Source organism: Aureimonas frigidaquae, from assembly GCF_001463905.1.
In the GTDB taxonomy this organism is placed as follows: Bacteria; Pseudomonadota; Alphaproteobacteria; order Rhizobiales; family Rhizobiaceae; genus Aureimonas; species Aureimonas frigidaquae.
In genome coordinates this window covers 39,339-56,525 of sequence record NZ_BBWR01000003.1, presented here as the reverse complement: position 1 = coordinate 56,525, position 17,187 = coordinate 39,339, and the positions used below count along the sequence as shown (strand labels likewise).

14 protein-coding genes are annotated in these 17,187 nt (G+C 65.4%); 4 read left to right on the top strand and 10 right to left on the bottom strand.

Annotated features, from left to right (window positions below; translation table 11 throughout):
• Nucleotides 1-76: 76 nt before the first annotated feature.
• Together AUL30_RS04015 and AUL30_RS04010 are read right to left on the bottom strand one after the other, a co-directional pair.
• Complete coding sequence (locus tag AUL30_RS04015) at nt 77-1,126, bottom strand: AI-2E family transporter (RefSeq protein WP_062226582.1); 1,050 nt, start codon at nt 1,124-1,126, stop codon at nt 77-79.
• A 27-nt stretch (nt 1,127-1,153) separates the two neighbouring features.
• Nucleotides 1,154-1,897: a YggS family pyridoxal phosphate-dependent enzyme gene (locus AUL30_RS04010; RefSeq protein ID WP_083507660.1), complete on the bottom strand. Its 744-nt coding sequence runs from the start codon at nt 1,895-1,897 to the stop codon at nt 1,154-1,156.
• A 145-nt stretch (nt 1,898-2,042) separates the two neighbouring features.
• Here AUL30_RS04010 and leuS point away from each other — a divergent pair, with 145 nt between their 5' ends.
• Genes leuS through holA form a run of 3 tightly spaced genes read left to right on the top strand, consistent with a single transcriptional unit; the run spans nt 2,043 to nt 6,297 of the window.
• The gene (gene leuS, locus AUL30_RS04005; RefSeq protein ID WP_062226581.1) at nt 2,043-4,691 is read left to right on the top strand and encodes a leucine--tRNA ligase; all 2,649 of its coding nucleotides are present in this window, start codon (nt 2,043-2,045) and stop codon (nt 4,689-4,691) included.
• Entirely contained in the window at nt 4,678-5,253 is a 576-nt protein-coding gene (lptE, locus tag AUL30_RS04000; RefSeq protein ID WP_192843006.1) for an LPS assembly lipoprotein LptE, read from the top strand. Before leuS ends, lptE begins: the two co-directional genes overlap by 14 nt.
• Before the next feature lie 6 nt (nt 5,254-5,259).
• Nucleotides 5,260-6,297: a DNA polymerase III subunit delta gene (gene holA, locus AUL30_RS03995; protein WP_062226579.1), complete on the top strand. Its 1,038-nt coding sequence runs from the start codon at nt 5,260-5,262 to the stop codon at nt 6,295-6,297.
• A gap of 281 nt (nt 6,298-6,578) precedes the next feature.
• Here the strand turns inward: holA and AUL30_RS03990 are convergent, their stop codons facing one another.
• The 5 genes from AUL30_RS03990 to mnmE all read right to left on the bottom strand — a co-directional run bounded on the left by AUL30_RS03990 (nt 6,579) and on the right by mnmE (nt 12,356).
• A complete protein-coding gene (locus AUL30_RS03990; protein ID WP_062226578.1) occupies nt 6,579-7,544 on the bottom strand; it encodes a ParB/RepB/Spo0J family partition protein in 966 nt (321 codons plus the stop codon).
• A gap of 72 nt (nt 7,545-7,616) precedes the next feature.
• On the bottom strand, nt 7,617-8,402 hold the full coding sequence (locus AUL30_RS03985; protein WP_062226577.1) for a ParA family protein: 786 nt from the start codon (nt 8,400-8,402) through the stop codon (nt 7,617-7,619).
• A 77-nt stretch (nt 8,403-8,479) separates the two neighbouring features.
• Nucleotides 8,480-9,124, bottom strand: coding sequence for a 16S rRNA (guanine(527)-N(7))-methyltransferase RsmG (gene rsmG, locus AUL30_RS03980; protein ID WP_244490708.1), 645 nt, complete (start codon nt 9,122-9,124; stop codon nt 8,480-8,482).
• A complete protein-coding gene (gene mnmG / locus AUL30_RS03975; RefSeq protein ID WP_062226575.1) occupies nt 9,108-10,979 on the bottom strand; it encodes a tRNA uridine-5-carboxymethylaminomethyl(34) synthesis enzyme MnmG in 1,872 nt (623 codons plus the stop codon). Before mnmG ends, rsmG begins: the two co-directional genes overlap by 17 nt.
• Before the next feature lie 51 nt (nt 10,980-11,030).
• Nucleotides 11,031-12,356, bottom strand: coding sequence for a tRNA uridine-5-carboxymethylaminomethyl(34) synthesis GTPase MnmE (mnmE, locus tag AUL30_RS03970; protein ID WP_157069881.1), 1,326 nt, complete (start codon nt 12,354-12,356; stop codon nt 11,031-11,033).
• A gap of 149 nt (nt 12,357-12,505) precedes the next feature.
• Here mnmE and AUL30_RS03965 point away from each other — a divergent pair, with 149 nt between their 5' ends.
• A complete protein-coding gene (locus tag AUL30_RS03965; RefSeq protein ID WP_062226573.1) occupies nt 12,506-14,512 on the top strand; it encodes a thioredoxin domain-containing protein in 2,007 nt (668 codons plus the stop codon).
• A 65-nt stretch (nt 14,513-14,577) separates the two neighbouring features.
• On the opposite strand, the gene rho is transcribed toward AUL30_RS03965, so the two are convergent.
• From rho to hemJ, 3 genes are all read right to left on the bottom strand, one after another.
• Nucleotides 14,578-15,843, bottom strand: a complete 1,266-nt coding sequence (rho, locus tag AUL30_RS03960) for a transcription termination factor Rho (RefSeq protein WP_039194969.1) — start codon at nt 15,841-15,843, stop codon at nt 14,578-14,580.
• Between the two features lie 241 nt (nt 15,844-16,084).
• Nucleotides 16,085-16,603 carry a gluconokinase gene (locus AUL30_RS03955; protein WP_244490707.1) on the bottom strand — a complete coding sequence of 173 codons (519 nt, stop codon included), beginning with the start codon at nt 16,601-16,603 and terminating at the stop codon, nt 16,085-16,087.
• 45 nt (nt 16,604-16,648) lie between these two features.
• Nucleotides 16,649-17,155 carry a protoporphyrinogen oxidase HemJ gene (hemJ, locus tag AUL30_RS03950; protein WP_062226572.1) on the bottom strand — a complete coding sequence of 169 codons (507 nt, stop codon included), beginning with the start codon at nt 17,153-17,155 and terminating at the stop codon, nt 16,649-16,651.
• Between the last annotated feature and the right edge of the window lie 32 nt (nt 17,156-17,187).

The window sequence follows — 17,187 nt, the reverse complement described above, 5'->3', positions numbered from 1 at the left end:
AGTGGCACCGGGCGGCTATGGGAATTGCCGGAAGCGCAATCGGCGCACTTGGCGTGGAGCAGTTTTGCGACAGGCGTCAGTCCTGTGCCTCGACGGGACCGCCCAGAACATCCTTCACATAGAGCTCATGCACGAGGGTCTGGAACACGGCCAGCATGGGCACGACGAGGATCAGGCCGAGTAGCCCGAACAGAACGCCGAACAGAAGCTGTGCGCCGACCATGAGTGCGGGCGCGATGGAGGATGTGAAGCGCTGGGCGATGGGTTCGGCCACATTGCTTTCCACGCCCTGGATCAGAAGGTAGACGCCAAGCGCCCAGAGGGCCATGTCCAGCCCTTCGGAGAAGGCGGCCAGCACGATGACGACGCCGGCGATGAAGGGGCCGATGGTGGGTATGAAGGCGAGGAACCCGGCCTGGAGCGCCAGGAGGAACGCATAGGGCATGCCGATCGCCCACAGTCCGATCCATGAGACGACGAAGACGATCAGCATGGAAATGCCGACCCCGGCGAGCCACAGCATCAGGGACCGTGCGGTCTTGCGCAGGACATCGTCCAGCCGCGTCCGCTTGTCCTTGGGCACCAGGCTGACGATCCCGCGGCGGTAAAGACCCGGTTGCCAGGAGACGAAGATCGCCAGGAAGAGCATGATGAAGATGTTGCCGAGGCCCCCCATGACGGAGAAGAGCGCCTGGCCGGCACTGGTGAAGACTCCGGCCGGATTGGGGAGCATGCCGGCAAGGCCACCGGCATCGCCATCCTCCGGAACCGGCAGCCCGCTGTCGCGCAGCATAGTGACGAAGCGGTCGAACTGCGTCGAAACGGCCGAGAAGAGTTCACTCGACTGCTGAACCAGGGCAACCCCGCCCCAGGCGATCGGCACCGCAAAGAGCGCGAAGATGAGAAGATAGGACAGGAGAAGGGCCAGCGGCCGTGGCAGCCCGATGTATCGGAAGGCTTCCGAAAAGCCGTGGAATATCGCCGCCAGAACCAGCGCGGCGAAAATGATGAAGATGGCCGAAGAACCGGCATACAGGGTCAGGAGCGCCGTCAGCATCGCCAGGACGATCGCCGTGACGATCACGGTGCGGCGCGCAAGTTCCGCATGGCTTGAACGGGTGAGCAAGGGCGCCGCCTTCCGGGGTGTCGTGTGTCAGCGCAGGGAGATAGGGCGCGCTGGCAAGGTGGCGACGGCGTGGCTCAGCCTTGTTTCACGTGGAACGCTCGGCAGCGCCGGCCGGTGCCCGAAGATCGCGCTGCCCACGCGCACGCTCGTCGCACCGAAGGCGACGGCGATCTCGTAGTCGCCCGACATGCCCATGGACAGGCGCTCGACCCTGCATTCGCGTGCAAGCTGGCGCAGCAGCGCGAAATGCGGGCCGGGATTTTCGTCGGCCGGGGGAATGCACATGAGGCCCTCGATCGCCAGGCCATGGACGCTGCGGCACCGTTCCACGAAGGCGACGGCGTCGCCCGGCGCGATGCCGGCCTTTTGCGGCTCCTCCCCCGTATTGACCTGGACATAGAGGCGCAGCCTGCGTTGCTGACGTTCCATCTCGCGGGCCAGTTCGCGGGCGATCTTCTCGCGGTCGACGGTCTCGATCACGTCGAACAGAGCGACGGCATCGCCGGCCTTGTTCGACTGCAACGGTCCGATCAGATGCAGTTCGAGGTCGGGATGGTCTTCCCGCAAGGCCGGGAACTTTGCTGCGGCCTCCTGGACCCTGTTCTCTCCGAAGATGCGGTGTCCGGCCTCCAGAAGCGGGCGGATCGCGTCGATCGGATGGGTCTTCGATACGGCGACTAGGCGAACGTCGCCGGCATCGCGGCCACTCTCGGCCGCGCAGGCGGCGATCCTGGCCCTGACATCCAAAAGCCGCGCGATCGCGTCACTCATATCCTGTCACCGTGCCTGAAGGTTGGGGCCCGTCCATAGCCGAGATTGGACCGGACTTGAAGCGTTCGCAGTGTTGACGGCACGGCGTGGGCATGGTGAAGCATCAGGGCCTCAATCGAATTGCTGGAAAGAACGCCGCTCCACCATGGCCATCGAACGCTATAACCCCCGCTCAGCCGAACCGCGTTGGCAAGAAGCCTGGTCTTCGGCAGGTCTTTTCGAGACCAGAGACGATGCCGCGGGGGAAAAATACTACGTCCTGGAAATGTTCCCCTATCCGTCGGGGCGGATTCATATCGGCCACGTCCGCAATTATGCGATGGGCGACGTGGTTGCACGCTACAAGCGCGCCAAGGGCTTCAACGTCCTGCATCCGATGGGCTGGGATGCCTTCGGCATGCCTGCTGAAAACGCGGCCATGCAGAACAAGGTGCATCCGCGCGAATGGACCTATGCCAATATTGCGGCCATGCGCGCACAGTTGAAGTCCATGGGCCTGTCTCTGGACTGGTCGCGCGAATTCGCGACCTGCGATGTCGATTACTATCACCAGCAGCAGATCCTGTTCCTGGACCTCTTGAAGGCCGGCCTCGCCTATCGCCGCAAGAGCAAGGTGAATTGGGATCCGGTGGACCGGACGGTCCTGGCCAACGAGCAGGTCATCGACGGCCGCGGCTGGCGCTCCGGCGCGCTCGTCGAGCAGCGTGAACTGACGCAATGGTTCTTCCGCATCACCGACTACGCGGACGATCTCCTTGCCGCGCTGGACGAGCTGCCGGGCTGGCCCGACAAGGTCCGCATCATGCAGAAGAACTGGATCGGGCGTTCGGAAGGCCTCATGCTGCGCTGGGGACTTCAGGACAATGAGCGCCTGTCGGTCGCGGAGATGTCGGGCGAAGGCGTCGGCCGGGAGGTGGAGGTCTTCACCACTCGGCCCGATACGCTCTTTGGCGCGTCCTTCATCGCGGTTGCGGCGGATCATCCGCTGGCGCGCGCCGCCAGCGCGACGGACCCGGCCCTGGCCAGCTTTATCGCCGACATCCAGCGCGGCGGCACGAGCACCGAATCCATCGAAACCGCCGAGAAGCGCGGCTACGACACCGGGCTACGGGCGATCCATCCGCTGGACCCGAACTGGACCGTGCCGGTTTATGTCGCCAATTTCGTGCTGATGGATTACGGCACTGGCGCCGTCTTCGGCTGCCCCGCGCATGACCAGCGGGATCTGGACTTTGCCCGTTCCTACGATCTGCCGGTACGCCCCGTCGTGCTGCCGCAGGGCGCCGATGCGACGAATTACACGATCGGCACGGAGGCCTTTACCGGCGACGGGCGCCTGTTCCATTCGGACTTTCTGGACGGCATGACGCCGGACGAAGGCTTCGAGGCCGTTGCGCAGCGCCTGGAGCAGCAGACGCTGTGGAATCGACCGCAGGCAACACGCAAGGTGAATTTCCGCCTGCGCGACTGGGGCATCTCCCGGCAACGTTACTGGGGCTGCCCCATTCCGGTCCTGCATTGCGACGCCTGCGGTGTGGTGCCGGAAGCGGTCGAGAACCTGCCGGTGGTCCTGCCCGACGATATCGACTTCGATACGCCGGGCAATCCGCTGGACCGGCATGCGCACTGGCGGCAGACGACGTGTCCGCATTGCGGCGGCCCCGCCCTGCGCGAGACCGACACGATGGACACCTTCGTCGATTCCTCGTGGTACTTCGCCCGCTTCACAGCCCCCCGCGCCGCCACGCCGACCGTGCCGGCCGTTGCGGATGCCTGGCTGCCGGTGGATCAGTATATTGGCGGGGTCGAGCATGCGATCCTGCATCTTCTCTACTCGCGCTTCTTCGCGCGGGCAATGAGCGCCTGCGGGCATATGGACGTCACGGAGCCATTCAAAGGCCTGTTCACGCAAGGCATGGTCGTCCACGAAACCTATCGCGACGGCCGCGAGTGGATCGCCCCGTCCGATATCACTATCGAGGAAGTCGACGGCACGCGCCGCGCGCGCCGACTGTCGACGGGCGAGCCGGTGGAGATCGGCCCCATCGAGAAAATGTCCAAGTCCAAGAAGAACGTGGTGGACCCGGACGACATCATCGCCTCCTACGGCGCAGATACGGCGCGCTGGTTCATGCTGTCGGATTCCCCGCCCGACCGCGACGTCATCTGGACGGAAGCCGGCGTGGACGGCGCCTTCCGCTTCGTCCAGCGCCTCTGGCGGCTGGTCAACGAGGCCGCGGAAGCGCTGGCGACCGAGCCGGCCGGTGGCGCCGAGGGCGGTGATGCGCAGGCAGCGCTCGGCATCCGCCGCGCGGCGCACCGCGCCGCTGCGGGCGTGGGCGACGACATCGAGCGGCTCGCCTTCAACAAGGCCGTGGCGCGGCTCTACGAACTGGTGAACAGCCTGTCGGCCGCCTTCTCGCAGCCCGGTTTTTCCACCGATGCCGCCCTGCGGAACGCGGGTCGGGAAGCCATCTCGATCCTGATACGCCTGGTTGCGCCCATGATGCCGCATCTGGCAGAAGAGTGCTGGCAGGTCATGGGGCTCGAGGGTCTGGTCGCGGCGCAGAGCTGGCCGGAGGCGGAGCCGGAACTGCTGGTGGACGACGAGATCGTCCTGCCCGTACAGATGAATGGAAAGAAGCGCGGTGACCTGCGCATCGCCAAGGATGCCGATGCGGCGTCCATCGAGGCGGCCGCACTCGCAATGGATGTGGTGCGCGATACGCTGGCGGGCGCAAGCCCCAAGCGGGTCGTCGTGGTACCTGGAAGGATCGTCAATGTCGTATACTGATGCCAAGCGCATGGCACGCGCAGGTCTGGCTGCCGGCGGCCTCGCCGCGCTGACGCTTCTGGCGGCCTGCACTTCGGGGCCCGCCTATGCGCCGCAGACCAGCACGCCGCAGACGCCGGACGTGTCCGGGCCGCCGCTCCTGTCCGAGCTGCGCGGCCGCGTCGCTGTGCGGGAGGCCAATTCGCGCACGGAACAGATATTTCGCAACGCGCTTCTGTTCCGCCTGAACGGCTCGGAACCGGTGCGCGATGCGCGCTACCAGGTTAATTACAGCATCACGGCGCTCGACTCCGTCACTTCGGTGGAGAGTGGGTCCGGCATTCCCTCGGCCGCCAGCTACCGCATGCAGGCGGACTACACGATCGTGCGCCTGTCGGACAATGAGACCATCGGCGCGGGTTCGCGCTTCAGCACCGTGCCCTATGACCGCAATTCGCAGCTCTACGCCTCGCAGAGCGCGGTGGAGGACGCCCGGGCGCGCGCCGGCAAGGAACTGGCCGAGCGCGTTGGCATGGCGCTCCTGCCGGTCCTGAAGCGGGAGCCCGGCGCCGGGATCAACTGACGGGCCATGGCACAGAAAAAGGCCGGAGAGGTCGACGCCTTCCTGTCACGACCGGACACATCCTTTCCGGTCGTGCTTGTCTACGGCCCGGATACCGGCCTCGTGTCGGAGCGGGCCGCACGGGTGGCGAGCCTGTCCGACGTGGATCCGGCCGATCCTTTCGCCAGCGTCGTCCTGATGGCGGACGAGCTGGAGAAATCCATCGGGCGCCTGTTCGACGAGGCGCGGACCGTGTCCATGTTCGGTGGACGCAGGCTCATTCGGATCAAGGGCGCGGGCAACGGCAAGGCGCTGGCTGAGGCGGTGACGGAGCTCGCCGCGGACCCGCCAGCCGACGCCGTGATCGTGATCGAGGCCGGCGAGCTGCGCAAGAACGCGCCCTTGCGCGTGGGCGTCGAGCGCGGCCGGGCGGCCATGGCGCTTCCCTGCTATCCCGATGAACAGCGCGGGCTGGACAAGCTCATCGACGAGGAGCTCGCCGCCGCGGGAACAAGCATCGACCGTGCCGGCCGCGACGCCCTGAAGGCCCGGCTCGGGGGCGACAGGCTTGCCTCACGCGGGGAAGTCCAGAAGCTGTGCCTCTATGCCCATGGGCAAGGCGCCATCACGCAAGCCGACGTGCTGGCGGTGGTGGGCGATGTTTCGTCCGAGACGGTCGAAGAAGCGGTGGATGCCGCCCTGGCCGGCGAGGCGCGCCGGCTGCCGCACCTCGTCGAGCGGCTGCAGGCCTCCGGCGTTTCGAGCTACCAGATCCAGGGGCCGCTCCAGCGCCAGTTCCAGCAACTCCTGTCCATGCGGCAGGAGATGGACGCACAGGGCAGCAGCGCCGCGGACATCGTGGCGCGACGCCGCGTCCATTTCAGCCGCGCGCCGGCCATGACACGCGCGCTGCAAAGCTGGACCGTCGAGGCGCTCGCGCGTTCCCTGGCCCGGATCGAAGCCGATATTTTGAAAAGCCGCAAGGAAGCCGCCCTGCAGCAGGTCATCACCTATCGGCTCCTGCTGGAGCTGAGCGTGGAAGCGGCGCGCAGCCGCGCACGTTGAGGCTAGCCCCCGCGGCCGTCCCGGCCGCCTCCGCGTTATGGCGCGTCGCATTAGCGCTGTGCGCTCTTAAACTGATACAGCCGGAAGGACGATTACGTGGGCCAGCTTCGCAACGGGCTTTCCCAAGACCCATGATACGCGGCTTGCCCGCCCCGGCGCTGCATCCGTCCGCCGGTACCGGCCGTCTGCGAGGCTATTGGGTCTAAGAGCGTGCTGCTTTGTACCGAACGCCGATGCGAATGGCGAAGACAGATCGGAGTACCGGGCCCAGCCGGACCAGATCATTCCGCCGTCGCGGAACCCCCTTGCAGGCGCCGGCAGAGCTCGTCCAACTGCTCGAGGGTCTGGAAGTCCAGCGTGATGCGCCCCCCCTCACCCTGTAGGTCGATCGTCACGACCATGTCGAGCGCCTCGGCAAGGAGGCGTTCCAAGGCGATCGTATCCTCGTCCTTCTGCCGGGCCACCTGCGGCTGAGCCACTGTGCCGGCCTTATCCGCCTTGCCCTTGCGGGGGCGATTGGCCGGTGCCGCCCCCTCACCGCGCGCCATCTGCTCGGCGTCCCGCACTGTCAGCCCCTGGCTGATCACCGTGCGCGCGAAACTCTCCGGATCCTCAACTCCAAGCGCAGCTCGCGCGGCGCCGGGGGAGATGTCCCCCCGCTGAACAAGCGCTCGCACACTGTCCGGCAGTTTCAAAAGGCGCAGGGTGTTGGCGACATGGCTTCGGCTCTTGCCCAGAATGTCGGCAAGGTCCGCCTGGGTGTAGCCATGCTCGTCGATCAGCATTTCGTAGCCGAGCGCTTCCTCGATGGCGTTCAGATCGGCGCGCTGGACGTTCTCTATCAGCGCGATCTCGAGCGATTCCCGGTCCGTGATATCCCGCAGGACAACGGGAACCTCTGTCAGCCCGGCCGCCTTGGCTGCACGCCAGCGCCGCTCGCCGGCCACGATCTCTAGCCCGGCCTGGCCCGGAACTTTGCGCACCAGGATCGGCTGCACGACGCCGTGGTTGCGGACAGAGGCGACGAGTTCGCCATGATGGACGTCGTCGAAGGTGCGGCGTGGGTTCTTCGGGTTGGGCACGAGGGAATCGACGGGCACCTTGCGCTCGCCCGCCTGCGGCGGCTGCGCGACGAAACCGCGGTTCACGCCGGCGGATGCCGCGTCCTGGGCGCTGCCATTCGGCGCTCCGCCGATCAGGGATGCAAGCCCCCGTCCCAGGCGTGCGCGCGACTTGTCTTCCCTCATGAGGTCCTCTTACCGTTGCAGTTCCGGGCGCCCGGCATTGAACATGACATTTGACCGACCGTGGGGCTGGCCCTATGCGGCCAGCATCTCACGCTCGCGCTGTATGACTTCCGAAGCCAGGCGGATATAGGCTTGGCTGCCCGAGCATTTCATATCGTAGAGAATGGCAGGCTTGCCGAAGGATGGGGCTTCCGACACGCGGACATTGCGTGGGATGACGGTCTCGTACACATGATCGCCCATATAGGTGCGCACATCCGCGACCACCTGCTCGGCCAGATTGTTGCGCCCGTCATACATGGTCAGGACGATGCCGTGCAGCGCCAAAGTCGGGTTCAGCGTATCGCGAACCTGTTCCACAGTCTCCAGAAGCTGGCTAAGCCCCTCCAGCGCAAAGAACTCGCATTGCAGCGGCACGAGGATCGAATCGGCCGCGGCCATTGCATTGATGGTCAGAAGGTTGAGCGAGGGTGGGCAATCCACCAGAACGAAGTCGAAGCGCGCCTGGGTCAGGCTGTGCTCATGCAGCGCATCGCGCAGGCGGTAGGCGCGCTCAGCGGCAGAGGCGATCTCCATCTCCACGCCAAGCAGGTCGAGCGTCGAGGGAACGAGCGCAAGGTTGGGAACGATCGTGTCCACTGCAGCCTGGCCGATGGAGGCGTAACCCAGGAGGACGTCATAGGACGAGCGCTCGCGCACGGCCCTTTCGACACCCAAACCGGTGGAGGCGTTCCCCTGCGGGTCCAGATCGATCAGCAGGGTTCGCTTGCCGATGGCTGCCAGCGCCGTGGCAAGGTTGATGGCGGTCGTCGTCTTGCCGACGCCACCCTTCTGATTGGCGATGGTGATGACGCGCATACGCCCCGGCGTGAAAGTGTCCACAGACTGCTCCGGTCACGACATCGATAGGGTGCCGAGTGTTTCACGTGAAGCATTCACGCAGCTTGCGCCGCGATGTTCGACAGCTCCAATATGACGGATTCGGCATCCGTTCTTGACGTATGCTTTACCATGTCGAACCGCCAATGGGCAGTGGCATCCTCGATTTCCACCGGATGCGTGCGGCCTTTTAGGAAATAGCAGTGGCCATCTGCCAGCAGCGCCGGCGCGACGTAGCCGCACAGCGCGTCCAGGGATGCGAGGGCGCGGGCGCTCACCGCATCGGCGCCTGCGATCACCGCTGACGCCTGCTCGATCCGGGTATGATGGACGGTCGCAGGAAGGGCGAGTTCCCGAACGACGTGCCGCAGGAAGGCGCATTTCTTGCCGTTGGCTTCCACCAGCGCCATGGACCGGCCCTCATCGTCCGCAAGGCAACAGGCAACGACGAGCCCCGGAAACCCCCCGCCGGAGCCAAGATCGACCCAGGCGCGACGGTTCTTGCCGATCGAATGGAGCCACAGTCCATCCTCGATATGGCGGGTCCAAAGGGTCGGCAGCGTCGAGGGTGCGACGAGGTTCATGCTCTTCTGCCATTGCCGTGTCAGATCGGCATAGGCGACCAGGCGGTCGCGGGTTTCACGTGAAACGTACCAGCGGGTCAGAACCTGCTGGGCGTCATCCTCAAGCGGCTTGGACAAGATCATGCTTTCTCAAGGCAACGAGGAGGATCGCCATGGCGGCCGGCGTCATTCCATCCATGCGCTGTGCTTCGGCAATGGTCGTCGGGCGACGCTTCGCCAGCTTCTGGGCGATCTCCGTCGACAGGCCGCGCAGAACGGCGAAATCGAAGTCCGACGGAATAGCGCGCGCCTCGTCCCGTTGCAGGCTAGCCAGGTCACGCCGCTGGCGATCGAGATAGACATCGTATGAAGCTTCGATCTCCACCCGCTCTGCAATGCGGCCGGATATGTTCGAAAGGGCCGGCCAAATCTGCGCCAGGCGCGCCAGCGAAACCTCATCCTGCGCCAGGAGTTGCCAGGCTGTGCGCCGACGGCCGTCTTGATTGATGCTGAGCCCATGCCGGGCCGCCTCGTTCGGCGTCAAGGCTAGGGACTTCAGCATATCTTCCGCCTGGCCTATGGCGGCCATATCGCGTTCGAAGACTGAGCGGCGAGCTCGGTCGATAACGCCGAGCGAGAGGCCGAGCGGGGTGAGCCGACGATCTGCATTGTCCGCCCGCAAGGACAGGCGAAATTCCGCGCGCGAGGTGAACATGCGATAGGGCTCGGTGATCCCGGTCCGCGTCAGATCATCCACCATAACGCCGATATAGGCCTGCTCGCGCCCCAGGATGATCGGGGCGGAACCGGCGGCTCGTGCCGCGGCGTTGAGCCCTGCCAGAAGCCCCTGCGCCGCGGCCTCCTCATATCCCGTCGTCCCGTTGATCTGCCCGGCCAGGAACAGGCCGGGTTGCTGGCGCAATTCCAGAGCGCGGGTCAACTCCTGCGGATCGACGTGATCATACTCGATGGCGTAACCCGGCTTCAGGATGCGCACCTGCTCCAGTCCGGGTATGGAGCGAAGGAAAGCCTCCTGCACATCCTCCGGGAGGGAGGTCGATAGGCCGTTCGGGTAGATCGTATCATCATCCAGCCCTTCTGGTTCCAGGAAGATCTGGTGCCCCTCCCGATCTGCAAAGCGGACGATCTTGTCTTCGATGGACGGGCAGTATCGGGGCCCCGTCCCCTCGATCCGCCCACCATACAGAGCGGACTTTGACAGATTGTCCCGGATGATCCGATGCGTCTCCGGCGTGGTCCGGGTGATGCCGCACTCGATCTGCGGGTTGGCCAGCTTCTCCGTCATGGTGGAGAAGAAATAGGGCTCGTCATCCGCCGCCTGCCGGTCGAGGCCCGACCAGTCGATGGTCCGGCCGTCCAGACGCGCCGGCGTGCCGGTCTTCAACCGCCCGAGCCGCAGGCCAAGCCGGGCCAGCGTGGCGGAGAGCCCAAGCGATGGCGCCTCCCCCACGCGACCGGCTGGAATCTGCTGCTCGCCGATATGGATGAGACCGCGCAGGAAGGTCCCCGTGGTGATGACCACATTGCCGGTGGAAAGCTGCCTTCCATCGGACAGAACGACACCCCGCACGGTCCCGCCGGCAATCTCCAGATCGAACACATCACCTTCGATGACGCTCAGGCCATCGCACTCCGCTATCGCCGCCTGCATGGCGGCGGCATAGAGGCGCCGGTCGGCCTGTGTCCGCGGCCCCCGCACGGCGGGACCCTTGCGTCGGTTCAGCAGTCGGAACTGGATGCCGGCCGCATCGGCCACCCGGCCCATCAACCCGCCTAGGGCATCGACCTCCCGGACGAGATGGCCCTTGCCGATCCCGCCGATGGCGGGGTTGCAACTCATGGCGCCGATCGTGTCGGCACGGTGGGTGATCAGTGCGGTCCGCGCGCCCATGCGCGCGGCGGCATGGGCCGCTTCGCAACCTGCATGCCCGCCGCCGATGACCACGACATCATATGTCAGCGCTTCGCTCATGGCGGTGTTTAAGCGCCCTCCCCGATCCGCTGTCAATGACCCGGCCCATCCCTACTTCCCGATGCAGAACTGCGAGAAGATCACGTCGAGCAGATCCTCCACGTCACGCTGCCCCACCAGCGCGCCGAGCCGCTGCGACGCCAGCCGCAGAAGCTCTGCCTGCACCTCCACCGGCAGGCCCGGTACCAGAGCCTCGTCCAGCATATGTGCCGTATCCTGCAGAAGGGCCCGATGGCGCGCCCGCGTGGGGACGACCGACGCGGTGGATCGCGTGGCAGCGCGTGCTCGCTCCGCAATGGCTTGGACGAGCGCGTCCAGGCCTGCCCCCGTCCGCACGGAAATGGCCAAGGCCTCGTTCGGTGCAGGGTTCACCAGGTCGCATTTGGTGGCAACCGACAGGATGGGAGAGTCTATGCCTGGCAAAAGGTCGGACGCATCGCCTTCCCCCGTTGCCGCAGGCCGCAGATGCAGGACGAGATGGGCTGAGCGCGCCGCTTCGCGTGCGCGCTCGATGCCCTGTCGTTCCACGGCGTCTTCGGTCTGCCGCAGTCCGGCGGTGTCGATCAGACGGACGGGCACGCCCGCAAGGTCCAACGACACTTCGATCCTGTCCCGCGTCGTTCCCGGAATATCGGAGACAATGGCCGCGTCACGATCCGCCAGCGCGTTCAATAGGCTGGACTTGCCCGCATTGGGCGGACCGACGATCGCCACCTGGAACCCGTCGCGCATGATCTCGCCGCCCTGGGCATTCTCCAGGTGATCACCGATCGCTTGGTGCAGTGCGTGCATTTCACGTGAAACATTGTGGGCGACATCTTCGGAGACGTCGTCCTCGTCCGAGAAGTCGAAGTCTGCTTCGAGCATGGCGCGGGCATGCGTCAAACGCTCCATCCAGTCTTCTACCACGCGTCGAAATGCGCCGCCGGCATGGTCCAGGGCCTGCTGCCTCTGCCCCTCCGTCTCGGCCGATAGAAGATCCGCCAGCCCTTCCGCTTCCGTCAGGTCGATGCGTCCATTCTCGAAGGCGCGCCGGGTGAATTCCCCAGCCTGCGCCAGCCGCAATCCCGGGCGCGACGTCAGCGCAGCCAGGACGGCCGCCACGACGGCCCTTCCCCCATGCAGGTGGAACTCTGCCAGGTCCTCCCCGGTCGCGCTCCCCGGGCCCGGAAACAACACCAGAAGCCCATGGTCGAGGATCCGGTTGCTCGTTGGATCCCGAAACCGCCTGAGGCTGGCGCGGCGCGGCGCAGGCAATGACCCGCTCAGGGCCTGTGCCGCGGCGAAGGCATCCGGACCAGACAGTCGCAGCACAGCGAGGCCTGCAGGAAGCGCACCGCTGGACAGTGCCACGATCGTATCGTCCATTTGGGTCATGGGTTCCGGTGCCATGCCGGACTGTCGGCGTCAATCGCATCGGCAACGGAGGGACGTTGTATAGCCAGCTAAGGTCTGTACTGGAACCTCCGGCACGGGCGCGGCTTGTAACCCTCGACGGGACGCGCGTCGACTTTGAAGGATACGATATGGATGGCAACCGGCTCGACCGGGCGCTCAGCCCTTACCTCTTGGATCATGCGGAGAACCCTGTTCACTGGTGGGAATGGTCTCCGGAGGCTCTCGAAGCAGCCAGGACACTGGATCGCCCCATCCTTTTGTCGATCGGCTACGCCGCCTGTCACTGGTGCCATGTCATGGCCCATGAGAGCTTCGAGGACCCGCAAACGGCGGAGGTGATGAATCGGCTCTTCATCAACGTGAAAGTGGACCGGGAAGAACGGCCTGATATCGACCAGCTCTACATGAACGCCTTGCATGCCATGGGCGAGCAAGGTGGCTGGCCGATGACCATGTTCCTGACACCGAAGGGCAAGCCGTTTTTCGGTGGGACCTACTTCCCGCCACGACCGGCTTTCGGCCGCCCGTCTTTTCGTCAGGTGCTCGAAAGCGTGGCCGCAGCCTGGGACGACAAGCGCAGTGGGATCGAGGACAGCGCGGACCGGCTGACCGACGGGCTTTCCCGTTTCCTTGGTCAGGAGGCGGTGCCGGCCGCCGACGAGGTCCCGCCGGTACGGATGGCCGACATGGCGGCCGCCGTGCTGCGCATGACCGACCCCCAGATTGGCGGCATGTCGGGCGCTCCGAAATTTCCCAATGCGCCCTATTTCGAGCTTCTGCTCCGGTATGGCTGGCCTTCGGGCGCTGCGCAAGCGCGGCAAGCCTTCCTGCGGACGATGACGAGCCTGTCGCAAGGCGGCATCTACGACCATCTGGGTGGCGGGCTGCATCGCTACGCCGTCGACGGAACCTGGCTCGTCCCGCATTTCGAGAAGATGCTCTATGACAACGGCCACTTCCTGCGCCACGCGGCCTTTGCCTACCGGGCGACCGGAGAGGCCCTCTTCGCGCGGCGGATCACCGAGACTGTCGCCTTCCTGGATCGGGAGATGACCGTGGACGGCGGCGGCCTTGCCGCGTCGCTCGATGCCGACAGCCTGGATGCCTCAGGCCGTCTGCACGAAGGCGCTTTCTACGCCTGGACCGAAGCGGAGATCGACGCGGAGCTCAAGGATGCCGCGCCCGCCTTGAAGGCGGCCTATGGCGTGACGCGGGAGGGCAATTTCGAAGGCGCCAATGTCCTCAACCGTCCCCTGCAGGAGGTGGATCCTGCCGACGCGCTGGAGGATGCACGCCGGCTGCTCCTGGCCGTGCGCGCTAGACGATCACCCCCCAAGCGGGACGACAAGGTCCTGGCGGACTGGAATGGCATTGCCATTGCCGGCCTGGCAGAGGCGTACCGTGCAACGGGCGACAGGCTGGCGCTGCAGCTTGCGCAAGGCGCGCTGGATTTCGTCTTCTCCGCGCTGATGGAGGACGGCCGCCTGTATCATGCCATACGCCAGGGGCGACGCTCGGGGCCGGCGCTGGCGGGCGATTACGGTGCCCTGATCGGTGCCTGTGTCAGCCTCTATGCCGTGACCGGGGACAGGACGCGGCTGGACCAGGCCGGCATTCTGGCCGATGGGCTCGAACGCTGGCATGCGGACGGCCAGGGCGGCCATTGGCTGACGGCCTCCGACTGCGAGGACATTCTCTTCCGCCTGCGCGGCGATCAGGACGACGCCATAACCTCCGCAACGGGCCTCGTTCTGGACGGCCTCGCCATGCTTGCGCAGGTCAGCACCGATCCACGCCACCTCGGCATGGCACGGGATGCGGCGATGAGCGCGGCCGGGCGGATCGGGGATAAGGACCTTGTCCTGCCGGGGATCGCGGTGGGGCTGGACAGGCTGGAACGCGGTTCGGAACTCGCCATAATCGGCGCCGGCAGCGTTGCTGACAGGATGCGCGCCACAGCCCTCGCCCGGCCGGACGCGAACCGGCTGGATCTCCTGGAAGGGACGACGGACGCGATGGGAGCCCCCGTCCCGACGGCGGATAGAGGGTATGCGCTCCTGTGCCGGCAGCAGAGCTGCCTTCCGCCCCTGCAGGATGCCGAGGCTCTCGAACAGGCGCTGACAACCAGCGGCTGAAAGGCAAAACGGGCGCGGGGTTGCCCCGCGCCCGTTCCGGCATGGCAGTGACGGCGACTGCCGGCTCATGTGTTCATGGAATCGAAGAAGTCCGAATTGGTCTTGGTCTGCTTCAGCTTGTCGATCAGGAACTCGATCGCATCCGTGGTTCCCATCGGGGCCAGGATACGGCGCAGGACGAAGATCTTCTGCAGGTCCTGGCGCGGTACGAGCAGGTCTTCCTTGCGCGTGCCGGATTTGAGGATATCCATCGACGGGAAGATGCGCTTGTCGGCGACCTTGCGGTCGAGCACGAGCTCCGAGTTACCGGTGCCCTTGAACTCTTCGAAGATGACCTCGTCCATGCGCGAGCCCGTATCGATCAGTGCGGTCGCGATGATGGTCAGCGAGCCGCCTTCCTCGATGTTGCGGGCGGCACCGAAGAAGCGCTTGGGGCGCTGAAGCGCATTGGCATCCACGCCGCCGGTCAGCACCTTGCCCGAAGACGGCACGACCGTGTTGTAGGCGCGGCCGAGGCGGGTGATCGAATCCAGAAGGATGACCACGTCGCGGCCATGCTCGACCAGCCGCTTGGCCTTTTCGATGACCATTTCGGCCACTTGGACGTGGCGCGTGGCAGGCTCGTCGAAGGTCGAGGAGACGACCTCCCCCTTCACCGAGCGCTGCATATCCGTCACCTCTTCCGGCCGCTCGTCGATCAGAAGAACGATCAGGTAGCATTCCGGATGGTTGGCCGTGATGGAATGGGCGATGTTCTGCAGGAGCACCGTCTTGCCGGTCCGCGGCGGCGCGACGATCAGCGCGCGCTGGCCCTTGCCGAGCGGAGCCACCAGATCGATCACGCGTGCCGACAGATCCTTGCGCGTGGGATCGGCGATTTCCATCTTGAACCGCTCATTGGGATAGAGCGGCGTCAGATTGTCGAAGTGGCTCTTGTGCCGGATTTTTTCCGGATCGTCGAAATTGATGGTGTTGACCTTCAGAAGCGCAAAATAGCGCTCCCCGTCCTTCGGCCCGCGGATGGGGCCTTCCACCGTATCGCCCGTCTTCAGGGAGAAGCGGCGTAGCTGGGACGGTGAAATGTAGATGTCGTCCGGCCCTGGCAGGTAATTCGCCTCGGGCGAACGCAGAAAACCGAAGCCGTCCTGCAAGACCTCCACGACACCTTCGCCGATGATTTCGACGTCCTGTGCCGCAAGTTGCTTGAGAATGGCGAAGAGAAGTTCCTGCTTGCGCAGGACGGAAGCGTTTTCGACACCGTTCTCTTCGGCGAAGGCGATGAGTTCGGGTGCGCTTTTGTTCTTGAGGTCCTGGAGTTTGATCTCAGGCATGGATTAGGAGCTCCGACCCCCGCAACCGGTCGGTTCGGACAGGGGTTATTCGATCAGGGGAAGATGACGCAGGCCGGAAACGCTGGGATGTCTGTTCGGCGATGCTGGCGGGCGGGCAACCCTCATGGGTTCCACGCCCTGAAAGGTGGGTCGTTCGCATATAGCCCCACATATGCGGGCGCGCAAGTCCCCTGCCCGCCTTCACTCCGCGCTGTCTGCTCAAGGGACAGCCGGCTCTCCATCAGCCCTGTTGCAGCGCGGCGATGGCCGCGGCGATGACCTTCTCGGGCGAGGCTTCGACGCTGACGACCGAACCAGCCTCCTCCGGCAGGAGCGGCTCGAGCGTCTCGTACTGGGATTTGAGGAGCGAGGCCGGCATGTAATGGCCCTTGCGCCGCGCCATCCGCTCGCCGATCACCTCGATCGGAGCGTCGAGCTCGATGAAGCGCACGTCGGCATCCGCTTCGCGCAGCACGTCGCGGTAGGCTTTCTTCAGGGCGGAACAGGTCACCACCACGCTGCGACCGGCCTCCGCCTCCCGCGTGATCCAATCACGGATCAGCCGCAGCCAGGGCGCCCGGTCTTCGTCGTTCAGCGGTATGCCGGCCGACATCTTGTCGATATTGGCCTTGGGGTGGAATTCGTCGGCTTCCGCAAAGACCCAGCCGAGCCGCTCCGCAATGCCCTTGGCCGTCGTCGTCTTGCCGACGCCGGACGGGCCCATCACGATGGCGGCGATCGGTCGGCTATGAACGGTCATGCAGGGCGTACTCCAGGCTGTTTCGTACGGGTTTGCGTGTCGGGGTCAGAACGGCTTGACCACGACCAGGATGACGATCGCGACCATCAGAAGCGTCGGAACCTCGTTCATGGTGCGCCAGAATTTGGCGCTCATCCGGTTCTCGTTGCGCTCGAAGCGGCGCTGCGATGCGGACAGGTAGCCGTGCACGCCGGACAGGACGAGGACCAGTGCGATCTTGGCGTGCAGCCAGCCGCCCTGGAAGGCGAAGGTGGACCAGGCAAGCCACAGGCCGGCGGCCCAGGTGACGACCATTGCGGGGTTCATGATCCCCTTCAAGAGGCGCCGCTCCATGATCTTGAAGGTTTGCGCCTGTTGCGAGGCCGGTTCGGACTGCGCGTGGTACACGAACAGGCGCGGCAGATAGAGCATCCCCGCCATCCAGGCGATGACGGCCAGGATGTGCAGCGCCTTGACCCAGAGCATGGCTTCGGGCGGGACGAGTGCAAAGAGCGCCACCACGAGGACGGCGCCAACGATCAGGGCATACAAGAGGGCACGGTTGCTCTTCATCACCACCTCCGGGCGCCGGCCAGACAAGACGG